Origin of the sequence: Campylobacter sp. TJR-1 (genome assembly GCF_032840035.1) — a bacterium.
GTDB lineage: Bacteria > Campylobacterota > Campylobacteria > Campylobacterales > Campylobacteraceae > Campylobacter > Campylobacter fetus.
The window spans coordinates 128418-149563 of sequence record NZ_JAWIZX010000001.1 but is presented as its reverse complement, the minus strand read 5'-3'; the positions used below and the strand labels follow the sequence as shown (position 1 = coordinate 149563).

The following is a 21146-nucleotide window of genomic DNA, read 5'->3' as shown; positions in this document are numbered from 1 at the left end:
AATTACAATTTGTTAATTTCTTAAGGAGACAAAATGAAAATACTTAAAACTTTTTTTTAGCGCGACCATTGTTTTTGGAGCATTAAATGCAGCGGATATCGACGCAAATTTGATAGAAGCCGCCAAAAAAGAGGGCGTTATAAATAGCGTTGCTATGCCTGATACATGGGCAAACTGGAAAGATACCTGGGATGATTTAGCTAGGCTTTATTCGCTTAAACATAGCGATACCGATATGAGTTCTGCTCAAGAAATAGCTAAATTTAAAGCCGAGAAAAAAACGCCACTGCAGATATCGGTGATGTTGGTCAAAGTTTTGGTCGCATAGCGATTTTGGAGGGCGTTAGCGAGCCTTTTAAAACTAGTTACTGGGATCAAATACCTGATTGGGCAAAAGACAAAGACGGTCACTGGATGTTAGCTTATACCGGTACTATAGCTTTTATAATAAACAATCAAACAGTAAAAAATCCTCCTAAAACTTGGAAAGATCTTAAAAACGCAACTTATAAGATTACAGTAGGCGATGTAAGCGTAGCGGCTCAAGCAGTTAGCGGAGTTTTGGCGGCAAATTATGCTTTAGGAGGAGATGAGAGAGACTTAAGTCCGGCTTTAAACTTTTTTGCCGAATTAGCAAAACAAGGTCGTTTAGCCATGGTAGATCCTAGTATTGCAAATTTAGAAAAAGGCGAGATAGACGTAGCTATAATTTGGGATTTTAACGCTCTTAATTACAGAGACAAAGTAGGCAAAGATAGATATTTGGTAACTATCCCGCAAGACGGATCTATAGTGAGCGGCTATACGACTATTATCAACAAATATGCTAAAAATATAAACGCAGCAAAACTTGCTAGAGAGTATATCTTATCTGATCAAGGTCAAATAAATTTAGCAAAAGGTTACGCAAGACCGATTAGAAATGCTTATATAGAGCTTCCCCAAGACATAAAAGACAAACTTATACCAGAAAATGAGTATAAAAATGCTAAACCTATAAAAAATCCGGAAGTTTGGGAAAAGACTACAAAAAAGCTTCCAAGGCTTTGGCAAGAAAATGTTATTATAAATATCAAATAGGGAATAAAATATGAAAAAAATAGTATTTAGTGCTTTATTGATTTATAATTATTTGTTTGCGGCTCAGTATGAGGCAAATTTGGCAGGACATATAGCGATAGACTCAAAAAGCTTTATCGAAATTCCAAAAGACGCTCCCGAATTTTTTCAAAGTTACGGTAAATTTTCAAATTTTATTATAGAAGAAAAAGTTGAAACATATAGATCTAAAGGCGCGAGAGATACGGATTATTATCTACCTTTTGAAAATCAGCCTATACAAGGTTATAGAGGGATTAAATATATCCCGGGAGACGCAACGTACCGAGTTTTACCGATAGTGGTTTAGGAAAAAAAGCATAATTCTTACGATGTTATGCTATATATTAGTTTAAATTTGATTTTAAAAATTTAAAATACCGAATTGTTAAAACTATATTTTTTAAAGATAAATATAAGAAATATTATTATCCTATCACGTCTGAGATAAGTAAAGAGCGTTATTTGGGCGGAGCGGATTTTGATTTGGAAAGTTTTCATATTATTGACGGAGAGTTTTGTGTAGCCGAGGAATTTGGACCTTTTTTACTGAATTTTGATAAAAGTGGAAATTTAAAAGAGGTTTATGATGTTTTTGTAGATGGCGTAAAGCTTCTCTCTCCAGATAATCCAAACGAGGCCAATCCCGGGTAACGTCAAACGCTCACGCGGATTTGAGGCGATGGCAAGTTCAAAAGACGGCTCAAAGCTCTTACTTCTCAAGTAGAGATCCAAATAAAACGTATGGTAACGAGTTTATTTTACTTGAAGTAGGCTTTTCTTAAGGCTAAATGATAGATGAGATATAAAGGTATTTTGATATTTTATACATAAATTTGTATCGGAAATTTAAAATAAATTATTTTTATTGAAGGAAGTAAAAATGTCTAAGGTGGTTTTAGTAATTCTAGACGGTCTTGAATATAGTACGGCACAGCAGTGTATGGGTGGTTTGCTCGCACTTTGTAATGCAAATATGGGTAAAATTTATAAGATGAAAAGCGAGCTTCCGTCTATCTCAAGACCGCTTTACGAGTGTATATTGACAGGAGTTAAACCGGCTTTAAGCGGCATACTAAATAATTATTGTAAACCTTTTTAGCAGCAATAAAAGTATATTTGAGTATGCAAAACTAGCTAATTTAAAAGCCGGCGCGGCAGCGTATTACTGGATAAGTGAACTGTATAATAAAACTTTGTTTGACCGGGTTAAGGATAGAATTATAATAAATGAGCAGAGTTTAAACATACCTTACGGCATTTTTTATTATGAAGACGACTACAACGATAGTCATTTATTTAGTGACGCAGAGTGTTTGAGAGTTAAATTCGATCTTGATTTTACTCTTTTTCATTCTATTAATATAGATGATATAGGTCATAAATTTTCTCACGATAGCAAAGAGTATAGAAATGCTGCTAGAAAAGTAGATACTATATTATCTTCTTTGGTATTAAAATGGCTAGAAGAGGGCGTAAACGTGATAATCACAAGCGATCACGGTATGAATAACGATGGTACTCATGGTGGGAATTTAGATATAGAAAGAGACGTGGCGTTTTTTGTTTTTGGCGATAAGTTTAGTTTTGCTAGAGTTGAGGTAGAACAGAGTGGAATTTGCGGTTTAGTTTGTGAAATTTTAGGTGTAGATCACGATAAAAGCTTTGCTAAAGAGTTATTAAAATGAATAGAGAAAAGTTTATCGCTACTCTATTTTTAATTCCGTTTTTTGTGGTATTTTTTATGTTTATCGCAGCTCCGTTTTTATGGATTTTGATAAATAGTTTTATAGATCAAAACGGCGAGTGGGGGTTTGATAATTATAAAGAGATATTTGATAGTAGATTTTTTATGCAGAGTTTTTTAAATTCATTTTATATAAGTTTGATTTCAAATTTTGTAGCGCTTATAATTTCTCTTTTTGGTTCATATTCGCTTTATAAAATTCAAACCTCGCATTTTGGGAATTTATTTTTGTCTTTAAATACGATGACTAGCAATTTTTCAGGAGTTCCTCTAGCCTTTGCATTTATCATTTTAATGGGTGCAAACGGCGCTATAAATCTGCTTTTTAAGGATTTGGGAATTGATTTTGTTATCGATATATACGGAAGCGTAGGGATAAACTTAGTATATATTTACTTTCAAATTCCACTTGCTATCTTGCTATTGTATCCTGCGTTTAATGTTTTAGATAAACAAAGCAGCGAATCTAGCGATATACTAGGAGCTAGCAGAGCTATTTATTGGCTAAAGGTTGCCATACCTATTATGATGCCCTCTATAATCGGAGTTTTTATAGTATTGTTTGCAAATGCGGTTGGAGCTTACGCTACTATTTACGCCCTTAGCAGTGGAAATTTCAATGTAGTTCCGGTGCGAATAGCGTCTTTGATAGCCGGAGATATCGACTTAAATCCGTATTTAGCTAGTGCGCTTAGCGTTATGCTGTTTTGTTTGATGTTTATCATAGCGTTAATGCTGTTTTACGTGTCAAATTTATTTAATTACAAGAGACAAATATGAGTAGATTATCGAAAATTTATCATTATAGCGTTGTTTTAGTGTTATTTCTTATCATAGTTTTGCCTATGGCGGCTACTTTTATATACTCGATATCCTCAAGCTGGTCAGCAAATATTTTACCGGACGGATTTAGTATTTCTCATTATAAAGAGCTTTTAAGCGATCCTAGATTTTTAAAAGCACTTTTAAACTCGCTTTTAGTATGTTTTGCGGCGATATTTTTAGCTATTTTATTTTTGTTTCCGGTTGTATTTTGTGCAAATTTTTACTTTTTAAATTTAAAAAACGTAATGAGTTTTATATCTGTTTTACCGTTTGCCATTGCTCCTATCGTGCTTAGCACCGGACTTTTAAATTTATATAGCGATACCATAAGTGGAACTCCGTATATACTTATAGGCTGTTATTTTTGTATCGCAGTACCTTTTGTATATAGAACTATTGATAATAATATCGCGGCTTTAAATTTAAAAGAGATAGTTTACTCAAATTATATTCTTGGAAACGGTATATTTAGAGCTATTTTTAGAGTAATAATTCCAAATTTAAAAGATTCGATACTTATAGCAGTATTTTTATCGTTTTCATTTTTGATAGGCGAGTTTTTATATGCAAATATACTTGCCGGTACGCAGTTTGAAACTCTTCAAGTATATCTTTACAATATAAAAAACAGAAGCGGTCACGTTTCAAGCGCAGCTATCGTTAGTTATCTGCTTTTGATATTTATAGCAAATTTTATAAGTTCATATATAAGTCACAGAAAAAAGGTTTAAAATGTCATACTTGCAAGTCAAAAATTTAAAAAAATCATATAAAGAGAAGTTTGTTTTCGATAATATTAATTTTAGCGCAAAAAGAGGTGAGCTGATAACTCTCTTAGGTCCGTCTGGATGCGGTAAATCCACTCTTCTTAGATGCATTTGCGGACTTAGTACTCCGCAAAGCGGAAAGATAATTTTAGATGATAAAGATATAACAAAAATTAGCATTAAAAAGCGAAATATCGGTATGATATTTCAAAACTACGCTCTTTTTCCGAATTTAAATGTTTATGAAAATATCGCTTATGGATTAAAAATAAAAAAAATAGATAAAAAAGATATAGAAAAAAGAGTTAAAAAGATGCTTGAGACGGTTGGACTTGAAAAAGAGATAAAATCATATCCGCATCAACTCTCCGGCGGTCAGGCTCAAAGAGTGGCCCTTGCTAGATCTCTTGTTACTAAACCAAGTATGTTGTTGCTAGATGAACCTCTTTCGGCTCTTGATGCAAAGATAAGAAAACATCTAAGAGAACAGATAAAACTGATAACTAAAAAGATGAGTTTAACTACGATTTTCGTAACTCACGATCAAGAAGAAGCTCTTGCCATGAGCGATAGAATAATTCTTATGCAAGATGGTAAAATAGCTCAAAATAGCGACGCTTTAGAGTTGTATCACAAACCAAAAAATAAATTTGTAGCTAGTTTTATAGGAAGTTATAATATACTAAGCTCCGAGGCGCTTTTAAATTTAGTAAAACATGATTTTAAAAGAGATCTTGCGATCAGACCAGAAACTATAGAAATAACAAAAAACGGATCTATACAAGCAGTGGTAAAAGAGAAGATATTTTTAGGAAATATCATAAGATATTCCATGGATGCTAAAGGTATAAGCTTAAAAGTAGATACTTTGAATCACTCTCTAAACTCTTTGTATGAAGTGGGCGATAGTGTATTTTTAGAAATTCATTTAGAAATGATAAAGGAGTTGGATGATTTACCTGCATGATCTCGATAAAACTATTATAAAAGAAGATAGTGCTAAACTTTGGGTTGATTTTATGTATGAAAACTCTTTTGTAGGGTATGATTTTGTTTTAAAACAAGCTATTTTTGAAGAGGATTATGCAAAAGGAGTTCTTGATATGAATGCATATCAAGAACATTTTTTGATGCCTTTAAAAGGTATGAAAAATAGTGATTTAAAACCGCTTTTAGATAGATATATAAAAGATAAAATAGAACCGATTATTTACAAAGATGCTCTAAATTTGATAGATCAAAACGGCGGCAGAAAGATAGTTATCTCAGCTACAAACGATTTTATAGTGAAAGCAATTTGTCGGTTTATTTGTATAGATGAGTTTTTAGCCACAAACAGCGAGATAATAAATGGAGTTTATAGCGCGCGGATGAACGGAATTCCCGCATTTAAAGAGGGAAAAGTGAAGCGTATAAAAGAGTTGTTATCGCAAGACGAGTTTAAAGATACTGTTTTTTATAGCGACAGTATAAATGATCTTCCGCTTTTAAAAGCGGCGAAAATCGGAGTTTTGGTCAATCCTGATGATATGCTTTTAGAAGAGAATAAAAAGTTAAAATTCGGTGTTTTGAAATTTAAAAAATAGAACGAACTTATCTCGTAAAGATATAAATTTGATCTATTTATTTAAATTTAGTAGCTAAATTTAAATAATTTTAGCTCTAAAAAACCTATCATAGCATTCATAATGGCAAATCTTTTTGTTTTTAAAAGATCATTTAAGTCTATATCTTTTTGTTTTAAAAATCGATTTTGAAGCAATCTATCTCTTGTCGTACCTTTTAGCAGCGGAGTTTTCGGCGTTAACCATGTATCGTTGTAGCTATCAAATACGGCGATATTTGCTATACTTGTATCTGTGATGAGACCGTTTTTTATCATTATTATCTCATTGAAGTTGGATTTTGCTGCTTCTATCTTGCTTCTATCGAGATATTTTTTATCGTAGTCAAAGTCTATATTTACTAGTTTGAACTCATAAAAATTACGTATTTCATATGGAAAATACTCCACATTTTTTAAATTCCCATTTATATCATAAATCACTTTTGCTCTAATAGTTCCGTTAAAAGAAGGCTGCAAAATATCCTTAAAATCAAATTTAAGACCGTTTATTGTAGAGTTTTCGGCTCTTTTTATATGAAAATTTAAGTTACAAATCTCTTTATCGATGATTTTTATCGTTTCAAAAAGGAAAATAGACTTTTTGTATGAGTTCATCATACTCCTTTTTTACGTCACTTCTAGTTGTTATACCTCCGCCGCTAAAAAATGATAATCCATTATCATCTCGTTTTACAAATCTTATCATGACAAAACTCCTGCAAATTTTACCATCAAAATATATAAAAACTCCACTATAAAATCCCCTGGGTTCATTTTCACACTCTTTTATGATCTTGCAAGTTTGGATTTTTGGAGTTCCTGTTATGGAACCAGCAGGTAAAAGTTTACTGAAAATATCGCCTAATTTAAGCTCTTTTCGCAACTTTCCGCTTATATGCGAGCTGGTTTGATATAAATTTTTCACACGCTCTATATATCTAAAACGCTCTACTTTTACATCTGTGGCTACCATGTTTAGATCATTTCTCATAAAATCTGTCATCATAGCTTGTTCGCTAAATTCCTTTTGATCATTTAAAAGCAACTCTTTTGCATTTGGTATATCGGCATTTATCGTGCCTTTCATAGGAAACGTATGGATAAATCCGTCTTTTATGACCACGAACGGTTCTGGAGTGAAACATACAAAATCATCTTTTTTATAGATAACAGCAGCAGCATTTGAGTGATTATATATATCTTCTAAGTTTAAATTTGTTTTTATTTTTGTTTTGAAACATAAATTTAAAAGATAACTGTTTCCGTTTCTTTGATGGTTGATAACTTTATCAAAACTTTTTTTATACTCATCAAAACTAATCGGATATTTTTCTAAAAAATAGCTTATTGGTGTTTGATTTACAGCGTTTAATTTAAATTTGATTCCTAGTTTAATGGCATTTTGTGGGGAGCAAATTATACTATCATCTGGTTTATCATAGCTGATAATTGCTATAAAAGGCGTATTTTGAAATGAATTTAAAGCAGCTTTTATCATAGTTAAAGCCCCAAAATAGGGCTTTATTATTTATCTCTGATGCCCAACTCAGCGATAAGTTTTGTATAAGATTCGTAGTTTTTAGCTTTTAAGTATTTTAAAAGTCTTTTTCTTCTGCCGACTAGCTTAAGAAGACCTAGACGAGAACTAAAATCTTTTTTATTGATTTTTAAGTGTCCTGTAAGTTCTGAAATCCTTGTTGTAAGAAGTGCTACTTGAACTTCTGGAGAACCTGTATCTCCGCTTTTTCTAGCGAATTTCGCAACTATTTCTGCTTTTTTAGCCGAATCTAAAGCCATTTTTGACCTCCTGAGCGGTATTTGAATTTTGAACGAAAATTATATCTAAGTAAAGCAAAAAGAAAGCTGAAACTAAATTTAACCTACTAAATTTAAAAGAGTAAGCGTTATATCAATCAAAATTTAATAAAATTTGGTAAAATATTAAAATCAAAAATTTAAGGAGTCCATGTGCTATTTACTAAAGCTAGTGAATATGCTTTGTTATCTTTGATACTTTTATCACAAAGTAACTCTCCAAAAGACGTAGATACTATGTCGACTGAACTTGGAATTTCAAAAAGCTTTTTAGCTAAAATCTTGCAAAATCTTGCAAAAGAGGGAATACTAAATTCCTTTAAAGGTGCAAACGGCGGATTTATTTTAGCTAATAAGCCGGCAAACATAAGTATAAAAAAGATTTTAGAAAGTGCCGAAAAAAGAAAAGCCTCTGTATTTGAGTGCAGCAATGCAAGAAGTGATTGCCCTAGCAATAAAGGTGACATTTGTAAAATGTGGCCTATGTTCAATTCATTACAATTAAAAGTCGACGACTTTTTAGACAACATTAGCTTAGCAGATATTATTAAGAAGTAAAATTGGCAAAACGTAATATATTGACGATGGTTGCTCCGTTTTTAGCACCATTTGTAAAGGCTAAAAGCCTAACCGTCGTTTTTGTTATTATAGCTATTTTAGCTATTATCATAGTTCCGCTCCCAAGCCCGGTACTTGATTTTTTCTTAGCGCTCTCACTATCAATTTCTGTATTGATAATATTAATTTCTATATATATACCAAAGCCGACAGATCTTAGCACGTTTCCTACTTTAATACTTATAATAACACTGTTTCGTCTATCTTTAAATATAGCCACAACGCGTATGATTTTAAGCGAAGGCCATAATGGTCCAGAAGCGGTTAGTGAGATTATCGCTAGTTTCGGACAGTTTGTCGTTGGTGGAAATTATGTTATAGGTATTATAGTATTTTGTATATTGGTTCTTATAAATTTTATGGTTGTAACAAAGGGCTCAACGAGAGTTAGTGAGGTACAAGCTAGATTTACTCTTGATGCTATGCCTGGAAAACAGATGGCTATCGATGCGGATTTGAATGCCGGATTGATAGATGAACAAACAGCGCGCTCACGTCGTCAAGAAATTATCGGAGAGGCAAACTTTTATGGAGCAATGGACGGTTCGTCTAAATTTATAAAAGGTGACGCGGTTGCCGGTATTATCATAACAATTATAAATATAATAGGTGGATTTTTAATAGGTACTTTTCAGCATGATCTTGATATGGCAAATGCTGCTCAAACATATACTATTTTAACTATAGGCGATGGTTTGGTCAGTCAAATTCCCGGTTTGATAACTTCAACCGCTACTGCTATTATCATAACTAGAGCTAGTAAAGATGAGGATAATTTTGCAGAAGGCGTTATAAGCCAACTTTTGGGTGAGTATAAAACACTTTTGATAGTAGGATTTATACTGTTTGTGTTTGCTTTAGTGCCAGGACTTCCTACCTTTTCGCTTGGGTTTATGGCGATTTTATTTTTGAGTATAGGTTATATTATGAAGCAAACAGAAGAAGGGAATCTTGATTTTTCTAATATAAACAAAGATGAAAAAAAACCTCAAAAACAAGGCTCATCTACTTCTGCTGATACAGGTGGAGATATTAAACCTGCTAAAAAGAGTGAAGAAGAGATAGCAAAAGAAGAACAGATAAAGATAGATGATATATTGAAAATAGAGATTTTAGAACTCGATCTTGGATATGGACTTTTGAAACTAGCCGACGGGGATTTAATAGAAAGAATACGTGCTATGAGAAGAAATATAGCCGGACTTCTTGGATTTTTAATGCCAAAAATCAGAATACGAGATAATCTCCAACTTCCGCCAAATGAGTATAGATTTAAGTTAAAAGGCGTTGTAATCGGTCAAGGCGTTATATACGCCGATAAGTTTTTGGCTATGGATAGCGGATATGTGAGCAGTGATATAGATGGTATCGCAACAAAAGAGCCGGCGTTTGGACTTGATGCTTTATGGATAGATCAAGGATTAAAAGAAGATGCGATTCTTAGCGGATATACGGTTGTTGATCCAGCTAGTGTTATATCGACTCATATGAGTGAGCTTGTCAAACAAAACGCAAGCGAACTTCTGACCAAACAAGAGGTTCAAAATATTTTAGATAAAGTAAAATCAGAATATCCGGTCGTAGTAGAAGATACTTTAAAAGTAGCTAGCGTGGGACTTATACAAAAGGTTTTAAAAACTCTGCTTAAAGACAACATACCTATAAAAGATATGCTTAGCATACTTGAAGCAGTAGGAGATGTATCAGAAGTAAGTAAAAACTTAGATATGATAATCGAGCATGTAAGAGCCGCTCTTTGCCGAGTTATAACATCACTTTACGCAGATGAGAAGGGGCAGCTGAACTTCTATATATTAGACGCTCCTGCACAACAAAAGCTTATAGATAGTTTAAATTACAAAGACGGCGCTTATCATCTAATGATAAATGTGGCTCAAACTTCAGCCATAGTAAATGCTTTGCGTCAAAAAAGAGCAAATCGAAATATCAGCGAACAAGGCGATATGCTGCTTTGCGTTGAGCCTAGTATAAGAAAATTTATAGCAAATATAGTTCAAAATTTTGCTATAGATATAGTAATACTAAGCTTTGCCGAGATCGCGCCAAATACGCAGTTTGAAACGTTAGGCGTTATAGAAATACCAGAATTATAAAGGAAAAATATGAAAATTTACCACCTTAGTCACACAGATTTAGATGGATATTCAGCTCAGTTAGTGACTAGTTTTTATCTTAAAAATATAAAATTTTATAACTCAAATTACGGAAAAGAGATAGATGATAAATTTGCTCATATTTTATCTCAAATAGGGGATGAAAAAGCTATTATATTGATAACTGATCTAAATTTAACTATACAGCAATGTGCATATTACGAGAATTTAATAAGCGATAAAAATATAAAACTTATACTACTAGATCATCACCAAACAGGGCTTGAGTGTGCGGATAAATTTGGGTGGTATTACATGGATTCTAAAAGATGCGCAACTAAGATTACGTATGATTTTTTTAGTTCTATGTTTGGTGCGGATGAAAGGCTTGAGTCTTACTGTAATGTTGTAAATGCGGTAGATATATGGCTAAAAGATGATCCAAATTTCGAGCTTGGCAAGGTTTGTATGGGCATTATAGCCGGAGCAAGAGAGATAAATAAAGTGCTTTTTGAGGACAAGCATATGGAATATATGTTTTATTTGATGAACTCTTTTATGGAATTTATAGGGCAAAATAATGCTCACATAAAGCTAGATAATGAGATACATCAGATAAAAAAGGCATTTTTTAAATTTAAAAATGATGATACACTTAGTAATCTAAACTCATCTTATCTTGTAAGACTTTTAAGCTTTGAAAAAGATAAATTTACTATAGATTATAGAGGTCACAAAGGTATTTTAACTCATAATATAGGTAGTACATCGATTATCGGAAATGACTTTTTGGTGGCGAATCCGGATTATGATTTCTTTTTAGATGTTACTAGTAAAAAAACATTTAGTTTTAGAGCAAATGGAAATTTAGATGTTAGTTTGATGGCAAAAGAGTTGGTGGATGGAGGAGGGCATGTAAATGCTAGCGGCGGATTTTTTACAGGATTTAAGGATAGTTATAACTATGAGTTGGTAAAATCTCAAATAATACAGCTTATAGAGAAAAAAACAGGAGTCGTAAAATGAAAGATTATGAAAACGAAATCACGCAAGAAGAGATGAGTTACGAGCTAGATATAATGATGCAAGGAATGTTGTATTTTGCCGGAGTAAAAAAAGACAAACTTCTTGATGCTTGTGATATTTATATCGAAAATATCGATGATGTATTAGAAAATTCAGAAGCACAAGGTGTAGGCGAAGTCATAGAAGTAATTGAATTTATGAAAAAAAATTATAAAGAATTATTTAATTAATGGCTTATATCGCTTAGCTTTTTTATAGAGTTTTATTCTAATTTTCTTGACTATTTTGTGACAGTCTTTATAAAATTGTTTATAAAACTCTATTAATTTACAATCATTGTCTTTAGTACATATTAGCGAAAAGATGCTTTCTAAGTCGGTACGTTCTTTGTTTGTTAATTTACTCAAAGCGGTTTCCTAAAGCCTTTTTTATTTTTTTAATAGTATGAAGAGCCTCTTCATCATCAAGTTCGCAAAGCATTTTGCATATAGCCATAGCAGCTTGCGGATTTGTAGTACCTAATCTCCAGTCTTGGTATGTTCTCATAGATACTCCTAATCGTTCAGCCATTTGTGATTGAGATATTTTATTTCCAAGATTTTGGCTCTCAACAGCATTATGTAATATATTAAAAATATTGCTAACTTTTATCATACGTAAAATTATACAAGAATTGTCATTAAATATACTTTAAAAAATATATTATATACTATATATGATATATAAATATATTAAATACGTTTGTTTTTACGCTATAATATATATTTTATACGAAAAAACGTGTATGTAGCCTAAATTTATGTTGATAGATATAAATTTTTGCAAATATTTTAATATTTTTATTTAAAAGACTTGACAAAGATAGGCTCAATGTTGTATAATTCACTTAGCAATTGAATAGGAAGAGTGCTAAGATGAAGGTAGATAAAAGAGATCTAATATTAGAATCAATCATACATGCTTACTTAGAAGCAAATGAGCCTATAGGCTCAAGCGAACTTGGAACGCGTATGAGTACTAGTATACCGGCATCTACGATTAGGGTTTATTTTAAAAAGTTAAGCGATGAGGGAGCTATAACTCAGCTTCACATAAGCGGCGGACGGATTCCTACAGTTCCAACTATGCAGTTTTACTGGCAAAATAGACTTAAATTTGATGATAATTTTATCATAAATGATAGTGATATTTTAAATTTTTTGGTCTATGATTTTGGTATTTACTGTATGATTTTTGGCGCAGGAAAACTAACATTGAAAGAGATCTTGAATTTGAAAGATAGATTTTTAGTTCTGGATTTTGAAAGCGAGAGTATAGTTATTAAATTTAATCCTAGAGTAGAGAAATTTTTAAATAACTTAGTAGGAATTAGTCTTGAAGAGCTTGATAGGATATCTATACAAGTGGGTCTTAGTGAGCTTAGAGCTAAAATAAAAGAGTTAAAAAGAAGTAGAATTTACTTCCAAGAAAATGAAAAAGTTGCATTTGAGATATGTAAGGATGAGAGGATAAAAACTATCTTAGATCCTGCTTTTGAACACTATTTTAGATCAAATTTGGCTTTCAAACCGGTTTTTAACTCGGGTTATATGGGGATTAAAACCGATGTTATTTATGAGGGTAAAAATGCCGTAATGATCTGTGCTGGTAGTGTTTATAGCGATTATGAGAAATTTTTAAATAGTATTAAGGAGGCAGCATGAGCGAAGATACCAATAAAAACGAAAATGTAGATAATATACCCGATAATTTTGATGATAATGTGAGTTTTACTAAACTCAATGAAGATGTAAAAGATGAGTTAGCTTTAGCAAAAGAGAGCTTGATGAGGGCTACTGCGGATTTTGAAAATATCAAAAAGCGCCTTGAAAGAGAAAAGGGCGAAGCGGTTAAATTTGCAAACGAGAGCTTTGCAAGAGATCTGCTGCCCGTCATTGATGCTTTAGAGATCGCTTCAAATTTGCAAAGCGGAGATGATGAAATAGCAAATAAAATAAAAGACGGTATAAACTTAACGATAGAACAGTTCAAAAAATGTTTTGAAAAATATGGAATTAAGGAGATTAGAACGGATGCAGAGTTTAATCCGGAATTTCACAACGCCATAAATTATATAGAGAGCGATGAGGTAGAAAGCGGTAAGATAGCTGCTGTTTATCAAAAAGGTTATCTATATAATGATAGGGTTTTAAGACCGTCTATGGTCGTAATTGCCAAGTAAATAAGAATTAAGTAAATTAAATTTAAAAGGATAAAAAAATGAGTAAAGTAATAGGAATAGATTTAGGAACAACAAATTCATGCGTAAGCATATATGAAAGAGGAGAAAGCAAAGTTATACCAAACAAAGAGGGTAAAAATACTACTCCTTCAGTGGTAGCTTTCACTGATAAAGGCGAGATCTTAGTAGGTGATACGGCAAAACGTCAAGCAGTAACAAACCCTGAAAAGACTATATTTTCTATAAAAAGAATTATGGGTCTTATGATGAACGAGAAAAATGCCAAGGAAGCAAAAAACCGCCTTCCGTATCATATAGTAGATAGAAATGGTGCGTGCGCCGTTGAGATAGCTGGTAAAACATATACTCCGCAAGAAATTTCGGCTAAAGTTCTTATGAAATTAAAAGAAGATGCAGAGGCGTTTTTAGGAGAGAGCGTCGTGGACGCCGTTATCACGGTGCCTGCATACTTCAATGATAGTCAGAGAAAGGCTACAAAAGAAGCAGGAACTATCGCAGGACTAAACGTACTTCGTATCATAAACGAGCCTACGGCTGCGGCTCTTGCTTACGGGCTTGATAAAAAAGAGGCTGAAAAAATCGTAGTTTATGACTTAGGCGGTGGTACGTTTGACGTAACCGTGCTTGAAACAGGCGATAGTGTAGTTGAGGTTTTAGCAACTGGTGGTAACGCTTTTTTAGGCGGTGATGATTTTGATAATAGACTTATCGACTTTTTAGTAAGTGAGTTCAAAAGTGAAACAGGGATTGATCTAAAAAACGACGTAATGGCACTTCAAAGACTAAAAGAAGCTGCTGAAAATGCTAAAAAAGAGCTAAGTAGTGCTATGGAGACAACTATAAATCTTCCGTTTATCACAGCTGATGCGACAGGACCAAAACACCTTACGAAAACTCTTAGCAGAGCTAAATTTGAAGGTATGATAGACGACTTAGTAGGCGAAACTATCACAAAGATAAACGAAGTAGTAAAAGACGCCGGTATAAGCAAAGGCGATATAAAAGAAGTAGTTATGGTGGGTGGTTCAACTCGTGTTCCGCTGGTACAAGAAGAGGTCAAGAAAGCATTTAGTAAAGAACTAAACAAATCAGTAAATCCTGATGAAGTAGTCGCCATCGGAGCTGCTATACAAGGCGCTGTTATAAAAGGTGACGTAAAAGACGTGCTTTTACTTGATGTTACTCCGCTAAGTCTTGGTATCGAAACTCTTGGTGGAGTTATGAGCAAACTTATAGAAAAAGGAACTACGATCCCTACTAAAAAGTCTCAAACTTTCTCAACTGCCGAAGATAATCAAAGTGCGGTTACTATAAACGTGCTTCAAGGCGAGCGTGAGTTTGCAAAAGACAACAAAAGTTTAGGTAACTTCAATCTTGAAGGTATAATGCCAGCTCCTAGAGGCGTTCCGCAAATCGAAGTTACGTTTGATATAGACGCAAACGGAATTTTAACTGTTTCGGCTAAAGATAAGGCTAGCGGTAAAGCTCAAAATATCACTATAAGCGGTTCAAGCGGTCTTAGCGAAGAAGAGATAAATAAAATGGTAAATGACGCCGAAGCTCATAAAGAAGATGACAAAAAAAGAAAAGAAGCCGTAGAAGCTAGAAATGCAGCAGATAGTTTGGCTCATCAAACCGAAAAATCTCTAAGCGAGATGGGTGAAAAAATTCCGGCCGAAGATAGAGCAAAGATCGAAGCTGCTTTGAATGATCTAAAAGAGGTATTAAAAGATGAAAGTGCTTCAAAAGAGCAGATCGATGTAAAAGTAAAAGCTCTAAGCGAAGTTAGTCATAAACTAGCCGAAGCTATGTATAAAGATCAAAATGCAGGTGCAGCGGATGGTGGCGCAGAGAAAAAGAAAAAAGACGATGATGTTATAGACGCAGAAGTCGAATAAATTTATCTATAAATTCTATAAATGGAGTTGCGATTAAATTCGTAACTCCAAATGCAAAGATATATAAATTCAGTTATAGTTTTTTGCTTATTAAATGTTTTAAATTTAAGTATAATTTTAAGTGTCAAATTCGCAAGACTATTAAAAATTTACTACCCGTTTATACGTTTTAAATTCTCATTTCTGAGATTTTCTTCCATAAGTCTTATCTCCGTACTTCCTGTTTTGACTATTTCATCATCTATTTTCATCTCGTCATTGCTTATTTTTTTATTATATTCGACATTGTTTAATAGATATCTAAATGTGTTTAATCTAGCTTTTTTCTTATCGTTACTAACTATGATGGTCCATGGCGCATAAGGCGTATTTGAAGCTAGTAGCATTGAGTACTTTGCGACTGTGTATTGATCCCATAGTTCTTGACTTCTTTGATCTACTGGAGATAGTTTGAACTGTTTTAGTGGATCTGTTTTTCTATCTTTGAAACGTTTTTTCTGTTCATCTTTTGAAACCGAGAAGTAGAATTTAAACAGTAAGATTCCCGAACTTACCAGCATTTCTTCAAATTTAGGAACTTGCCTTAAAAATTCTTTATGTTGCTCTTGAGTACAAAATCCCATCACAGGTTCAACTCCAGCACGGTTATACCAGCTTCTATCAAATATAACTATCTCACCGGCACTTGGAAGATGGTCTGAGTATCTTTGAAAATACCACTGAGTTCTCTCAACATCGCTTGGTTTTTCCAAAGCGACGACTCTACATCCCCTAGGATTTAGATGTTCGGTAAGTCTTTTGATGACGCCGCCTTTTCCTGACGCGTCTCTTCCTTCTATTATAATCAATACTTTTAGACCAGTTTCTTTTACATGGTTTTGAAATTTGAGCAGTTCAATTTGTAATTGTCTAAGCTCTTTTTCGTATTTTAATTTAGATTTTTTTACTTTCACCATAATAAAATCATCTTTTTTTTCTTCCATTTTTGCTCCTTTTTAAAGTGTATATAATTTTATACTTAGTTAATTAAAAGTTTCATTAAAGTTTACCGCTTTTGATGAAGATATTTACAAATATGAAGTAGAATTGACAAATATTTTTTTACAAGGAAATGCATTGCATAAGCTACTTATTTCATTTATCTTGCTTTTTAGTACTGTTTTTGCTGAGCCTCTTAGCGTAGAAGATGCTTTTAAAGTCAATATCACAGGCGATAAAACGCAAGGGATAAATATCAATCTCGTAGTAGATAAAAGTGTTTATTTATATAAAGACAAACTTAAAGTTAAGGTTTCAGATACCGATATAACCGAGTTTTTAAATTTTCCTAAATACGAAAAACACGATGAGTATGATATATACGGCGGTACGTTTGATCTATTTATACCGGAGGGTTTGCTCAAAAATTTTGTAAATAGTAATGAGTTTGACATACAATTAAATTATCAAGGTTGCTCTTATAGTGGATTTTGTTATCAGCCTATAGAGAGTCATTATGTCGTTACTTATGATGGCGATAAAGCTCAAGTAAAAGAGGTATCTGCTTCAAAAATTATATCTTCAAATTCCAAGATAGATAAAAAAAATATCGGTGACTCGCAGCAAGATAAGATAGCAAAATCATTTACCGACGAGGGCAAACTTTTTACTATCATCACGTTTTTTGGTTATGGTTTGCTTTTATCTCTTACGCCTTGTATCTTTCCTATGATCCCGATAGTTTCAAGCATAATAGTATCAAAAACAGGTCAAAAACCATCGGCTAAAACAGGTTTTTGGATAAGTTTTGTTTATGTATTTTTCATGTCATTAGCTTACGCTTTGGCCGGAGTTTTGGCAAGTGTATTTGGTGCAAGCGTCCAAGGATTGCTTCAAATTCCAAGCGTTATTATAGGTTTTAGTATCATCTTTGTTTTGCTATCGTTTTCTATGTTTGGATTTTATAACATCGAGATGCCAAAAAAAATTCAAAACTATATAAATTTAAAGAGTGAAAAAAAAGGTGGAATAATCGGTGTCGGAATTATGGGGTTTTTATCCGCTCTTATAGTGGGACCTTGCGTTGCTGCACCTCTTGCCGGAGCTCTTTTATATATAGCTGAAAGCGGAGATGCTCTTTTTGGAGGTATAGCTCTATTTGTTATGAGTGTCGGTATGGGAGTTCCTCTTTTATTGATAGGTATTGGTAGTTCAAAACTACTTCCTAAGCCCGGATTTTGGATGGAAGAGATAAAAAGAATATTTGGATTTTTGATGCTTGCGATGGCTATCTGGATGCTTGATAGAGTAGTTGGATCTGAAATTTCAAATGCGCTTTATGGAGTTCTCGGAGTATTTTTTGCGGTATATTTAGGCGCGTTTAACGAAGCAAAAGACGGTGCTGCGAAGTTTTTAAAATCGTTTGGAATATTGATATTCGTAGTTTCGATAATCTTAGTTTCTATATTTAGTATTTCCACTTTTGCTCCGAATTTAAGCTCATATAATAATTCTACGATATCAAAAAACAGCATCGATAAAATAGAGTTTAGTTATATTTCAAATTCAAAAGATCTTGAAGCCGTTATAAATAGCAGTCAAAAACCTGTTATGATCGATTTTTGGGCGACTTGGTGCGTAAACTGTAAAGAGCTTGATGAGAAAACATTTACAAATCCGGATGTTATAAAAAGATTAAAAGATTTTACTCTTATCAAAATAGATGTCTCTGATAATACGCCTGAAGATATAGCTATGATGAGAAAATACAATGTTTTTGGTCCGCCGGCACTTATATTTTATAAAGACAAAAAAGAGCTGAACTCAAAACAGCTTGTAGGCTATGTGTCTTATGACGAATTTTTAAAACATATAGAAGATATTTAAATTTAAGCGGCTTTAAAAAGCTGCTTATTTTTAGTTTATTTTGAAACGATGCAGTTTTTTGTACTATTTTTACCTTTATACAATCTTTCATCTGCTTGTTTTATAAGTAAATTTCTATCATTTCCAACTTCAGATACTCCAAAAGTAACACTAAAATTAAATGTTTCATTACCTTCTTTTATTATGGTTTCGCTAATTTGAAATTTTATTTTTTGAATTTTGGTTAAAAAGTCATTTTTACTTATATCAAAAGATACTATTACAAATTCCTCTCCGCCCCATCTGCAAACTATATCTGTTTTGTTTGTATGATCTAAAAATATATTTGAGAGTGTTTTTAAAACAAGATCTCCGGTATTGTGTCCAAACTGGTCATTTATCTGTTTAAAGTTATCTATATCGCACATAGAGATTACCATGCTGCTTCGTCTTTTATTGTCTATTATTAAATTTAATGTTCTTTTATTTATAAGTCCGGTTAGATCATCTGTTTCGGACGCGTTTTTAAATTTATCGTTATCGTCTTTTAATTGATAAAAGTATGCGATATCTGTAGATTTTAATATCTTAGATATGATAAGAAGCATAACAATAAGAAATATAAAATTTGCCACATAAAAGTAGTCTTGATAATATGATACAGACTGCTCTCCTTCATTTGAGATATGTACCAAATATAGTGCTATATAGATAATAGATTCTGATAAAACCAATATATAAGATATAAGTCTATTTCTAAATATATCAATATACATGATAGATATTAAAGCTATCAATATAATTTGAAATCCATATCCCCATCCAAGTATCAAAACACTTATGCTAGAGCTAAATAAAATTTGTATATGAGCTATAAAAAATGCTTTTTCAAGCTCGTTTTTACCAACCGTTTTAATGCAGAAAATATATGTAAATACGCCGACTATGCTAACGATTGCTAAGTCGTACATTTTCAAACTAATAAAAGATATGAAGTAACTTATGCTGGCTACTAAAAACATAATTAGTACGGTTCTTAAATTTGTTGATAAATTATCACTTTTTATATTCATAATTTTTAAATACCAGTCTATTTTTTCCTTGACTTTTTCCATAATACATAAGCTCATCGACAATGCTAATAGCCGGTTCTAGCTCAAAGTCTGCTTCGATTTTGGTGAGATAGAGCGCCCCAAATGTTACGCTTACTTTTATTCCTTCCGGATTTAATTTTTCTACTTTTAGTCTTGCTGATTCTATGATGTCTTTTATATCCGTAGCATTTTTATTTTCTAAAATTATTAAAAATTCCTCTCCGCCCCATCTGCAAAGTTTGCCGTATTTTATAAAGCTGCTTTTTAAAGAAGCTGCGACTCTGCTTAGTATAGTATCACCAAAAATATGCCCCAACGTATCGTTTATATTTTTAAAATTATCAAGGTCGCATAGGATTATACATATGGATTTTAACTCTTCGTTTTTTAGCATACTTAAACGACTAGTTAGCATCTGACGCATAGGAGCCCTAGTATAAAATCCTGTTAAAAAGTCATGTTCTGCTATACGCTGATAATCTTTTTTCTTTCTTTGTAAATTTAAGATATCTACCGCGCCTACTATATTTAAATTTTGATGTAAAAAGAAGAATACAAATACGATTGCTAAAAATCCAGATATATATGATATATGTTTTAAATCATCATTTCCGTAGTTTATATCTTGATGAGCAAATAGATAGTGTAAAACAAGATAAGTTATGGATTGTGCTACTACAATTATGATTTTAAAATAACTATTTTTTATAGCAGATGAGTAGTATATCGCGATTAGACCGACTAAAAATAGTTCAAATCCATATCCCCAGCCCATGACTATTATATCGCAAACTATATTATAAGTACCGCTTAGTTGTATCCAGATATTTATCAGTGATTGGTATTTTTCTTCATATAATTCATCATAGATTATTATGGATATTGCAAATGTTATAGCACCATTTATAAGCAAAAAAGACATACCAAAATAAGCAAATACAATGCAATATGCAAATAGCAACAATAAATATATCACAAGTAGTTTATGATATACGTTTTGTGCTGATTCTAATTTGATTTCTTGTATAATTTGTTTCATATTTTTTATTTTATGATATCACAAAATAACTTAATCTAGTATATATACTAACTTTTAAAAAATGATTTTATCTTTGATAATCCAAGCTTTATTCCGCTACTTTTCATCACTTTTATAATATGTTTTAGTTCATTTTTTTCATAACAGATGTGTGGACATTTTCTGCATTTTGGTTTTTCTTTGTGTGGACAGTTTTGTAGTCTCTCATTGGCATATAAAAGAAGATGCTCACACTCTTTGCATAAGTTATACTCTATAAATTTATCTAAATTTACTCCTTTATAAATAGTTTTAAATTTAGATATAGTTTTTGGCTCATTTTTGTGATTATCATCGCAGTAAATTTTTGTAAATTTGGCTACGGTCGTTAGTTGCTCTAAAAAATGTTCATTTGTCATATTTGCCTTTTCGTG

At 32.4% G+C, this 21146-nt stretch carries 20 protein-coding genes and 3 pseudogenes; 15 read left to right on the top strand and 8 right to left on the bottom strand.

The features are described from left to right. Nucleotides 1-67: 67 nt before the first annotated feature. The 7 genes and pseudogenes from RVY88_RS00775 (at nt 68) to RVY88_RS00745 (ending at nt 6023) form a co-directional block, all read left to right on the top strand. A pseudogene (locus RVY88_RS00775) lies at nt 68-1080 on the top strand (ABC transporter substrate-binding protein). A 10-nt stretch (nt 1081-1090) separates the two neighbouring features. Next, a pseudogene (locus RVY88_RS00770) lies at nt 1091-1819 on the top strand (esterase-like activity of phytase family protein); the annotation flags it as partial. A 162-nt stretch (nt 1820-1981) separates the two neighbouring features. Continuing rightward, nucleotides 1982-2786 (top strand): annotated as a pseudogene (locus tag RVY88_RS00765) (alkaline phosphatase family protein). Continuing rightward, nucleotides 2783-3625, top strand: a complete 843-nt coding sequence (locus RVY88_RS00760) for an ABC transporter permease (protein WP_162167282.1) — start codon at nt 2783-2785, stop codon at nt 3623-3625. Before RVY88_RS00765 ends, RVY88_RS00760 begins: the two are co-directional and overlap by 4 nt. Continuing rightward, a complete protein-coding gene (locus RVY88_RS00755) occupies nt 3622-4401 on the top strand; it encodes an ABC transporter permease (RefSeq protein WP_162167281.1) in 780 nt (259 codons plus the stop codon). The genes RVY88_RS00760 and RVY88_RS00755 overlap by 4 nt, the downstream gene beginning before the upstream one ends. Nucleotide 4402: 1 nt before the next feature. Beyond that, complete coding sequence (locus RVY88_RS00750; RefSeq protein ID WP_317051239.1) at nt 4403-5404, top strand: ABC transporter ATP-binding protein; 1002 nt, start codon at nt 4403-4405, stop codon at nt 5402-5404. Continuing rightward, on the top strand, nt 5388-6023 hold the full coding sequence (locus RVY88_RS00745) for an HAD family hydrolase (protein ID WP_162167280.1): 636 nt from the start codon (nt 5388-5390) through the stop codon (nt 6021-6023). The genes RVY88_RS00750 and RVY88_RS00745 overlap by 17 nt, the downstream gene beginning before the upstream one ends. A 47-nt stretch (nt 6024-6070) precedes the next feature. Here the strand turns inward: RVY88_RS00745 and RVY88_RS00740 are convergent, their stop codons facing one another. Genes RVY88_RS00740 through rpsO form a run of 3 tightly spaced genes read right to left on the bottom strand, consistent with a single transcriptional unit; the run spans nt 6071 to nt 7840 of the window. Then, nucleotides 6071-6658: an aminotransferase class IV family protein gene (locus tag RVY88_RS00740; protein ID WP_162167279.1), complete on the bottom strand. Its 588-nt coding sequence runs from the start codon at nt 6656-6658 to the stop codon at nt 6071-6073. Then, complete coding sequence (locus tag RVY88_RS00735) at nt 6624-7541, bottom strand: aminodeoxychorismate synthase component I (RefSeq protein ID WP_162167278.1); 918 nt, start codon at nt 7539-7541, stop codon at nt 6624-6626. Before RVY88_RS00735 ends, RVY88_RS00740 begins: the two co-directional genes overlap by 35 nt. A gap of 26 nt (nt 7542-7567) precedes the next feature. Continuing rightward, complete coding sequence (gene rpsO / locus RVY88_RS00730; protein ID WP_002849698.1) at nt 7568-7840, bottom strand: 30S ribosomal protein S15; 273 nt, start codon at nt 7838-7840, stop codon at nt 7568-7570. A 171-nt stretch (nt 7841-8011) separates the two neighbouring features. Here rpsO and RVY88_RS00725 point away from each other — a divergent pair, with 171 nt between their 5' ends. From RVY88_RS00725 to RVY88_RS00710, 4 genes are read left to right on the top strand one after another with little or no spacing between them, the layout of a single operon-like run. Then, nucleotides 8012-8416 carry an Rrf2 family transcriptional regulator gene (locus RVY88_RS00725; RefSeq protein WP_002849697.1) on the top strand — a complete coding sequence of 135 codons (405 nt, stop codon included), beginning with the start codon at nt 8012-8014 and terminating at the stop codon, nt 8414-8416. Nucleotides 8417-8418: 2 nt separating this feature from the next. Further along, entirely contained in the window at nt 8419-10590 is a 2172-nt protein-coding gene (flhA, locus tag RVY88_RS00720) for a flagellar biosynthesis protein FlhA (protein WP_024305211.1), read from the top strand. Nucleotides 10591-10599: 9 nt separating this feature from the next. Then, nucleotides 10600-11616, top strand: coding sequence for a DHH family phosphoesterase (locus tag RVY88_RS00715; RefSeq protein ID WP_002849695.1), 1017 nt, complete (start codon nt 10600-10602; stop codon nt 11614-11616). Then, the gene (locus RVY88_RS00710; RefSeq protein ID WP_002849694.1) at nt 11613-11846 is read left to right on the top strand and encodes a hypothetical protein; all 234 of its coding nucleotides are present in this window, start codon (nt 11613-11615) and stop codon (nt 11844-11846) included. Before RVY88_RS00715 ends, RVY88_RS00710 begins: the two co-directional genes overlap by 4 nt. 169 nt (nt 11847-12015) lie before the next feature. Here the strand turns inward: RVY88_RS00710 and RVY88_RS09165 are convergent, their stop codons facing one another. Continuing rightward, complete coding sequence (locus tag RVY88_RS09165) at nt 12016-12162, bottom strand: hypothetical protein (protein ID WP_011732079.1); 147 nt, start codon at nt 12160-12162, stop codon at nt 12016-12018. 368 nt (nt 12163-12530) lie between these two features. Here RVY88_RS09165 and RVY88_RS00700 point away from each other — a divergent pair, with 368 nt between their 5' ends. From RVY88_RS00700 to dnaK, 3 genes are read left to right on the top strand one after another with little or no spacing between them, the layout of a single operon-like run. Further along, entirely contained in the window at nt 12531-13319 is a 789-nt protein-coding gene (locus RVY88_RS00700) for an HrcA family transcriptional regulator (RefSeq protein ID WP_002849691.1), read from the top strand. Then, entirely contained in the window at nt 13316-13837 is a 522-nt protein-coding gene (locus RVY88_RS00695; protein WP_011732078.1) for a nucleotide exchange factor GrpE, read from the top strand. The genes RVY88_RS00700 and RVY88_RS00695 overlap by 4 nt, the downstream gene beginning before the upstream one ends. A 38-nt stretch (nt 13838-13875) precedes the next feature. Then, entirely contained in the window at nt 13876-15756 is a 1881-nt protein-coding gene (gene dnaK / locus RVY88_RS00690; RefSeq protein ID WP_011732077.1) for a molecular chaperone DnaK, read from the top strand. A 152-nt stretch (nt 15757-15908) separates the two neighbouring features. Here the strand turns inward: dnaK and ppk2 are convergent, their stop codons facing one another. Continuing rightward, a complete protein-coding gene (gene ppk2, locus RVY88_RS00685) occupies nt 15909-16739 on the bottom strand; it encodes a polyphosphate kinase 2 (protein ID WP_011732076.1) in 831 nt (276 codons plus the stop codon). Nucleotides 16740-16872: 133 nt separating this feature from the next. Here ppk2 and dsbD point away from each other — a divergent pair, with 133 nt between their 5' ends. Continuing rightward, nucleotides 16873-18621, top strand: coding sequence for a protein-disulfide reductase DsbD (gene dsbD / locus RVY88_RS00680; RefSeq protein ID WP_162167277.1), 1749 nt, complete (start codon nt 16873-16875; stop codon nt 18619-18621). A 35-nt stretch (nt 18622-18656) separates the two neighbouring features. Here the strand turns inward: dsbD and RVY88_RS00675 are convergent, their stop codons facing one another. From RVY88_RS00675 to RVY88_RS00665, 3 genes are read right to left on the bottom strand one after another with little or no spacing between them, the layout of a single operon-like run. Further along, nucleotides 18657-19715 carry a GGDEF domain-containing protein gene (locus RVY88_RS00675; protein ID WP_167497340.1) on the bottom strand — a complete coding sequence of 353 codons (1059 nt, stop codon included), beginning with the start codon at nt 19713-19715 and terminating at the stop codon, nt 18657-18659. Beyond that, nucleotides 19657-20733: a GGDEF domain-containing protein gene (locus RVY88_RS00670; protein WP_167497339.1), complete on the bottom strand. Its 1077-nt coding sequence runs from the start codon at nt 20731-20733 to the stop codon at nt 19657-19659. Before RVY88_RS00670 ends, RVY88_RS00675 begins: the two co-directional genes overlap by 59 nt. A 47-nt stretch (nt 20734-20780) precedes the next feature. Beyond that, a complete protein-coding gene (locus RVY88_RS00665; protein ID WP_162167276.1) occupies nt 20781-21131 on the bottom strand; it encodes a nitrous oxide-stimulated promoter family protein in 351 nt (116 codons plus the stop codon). Between the last annotated feature and the right edge of the window lie 15 nt (nt 21132-21146).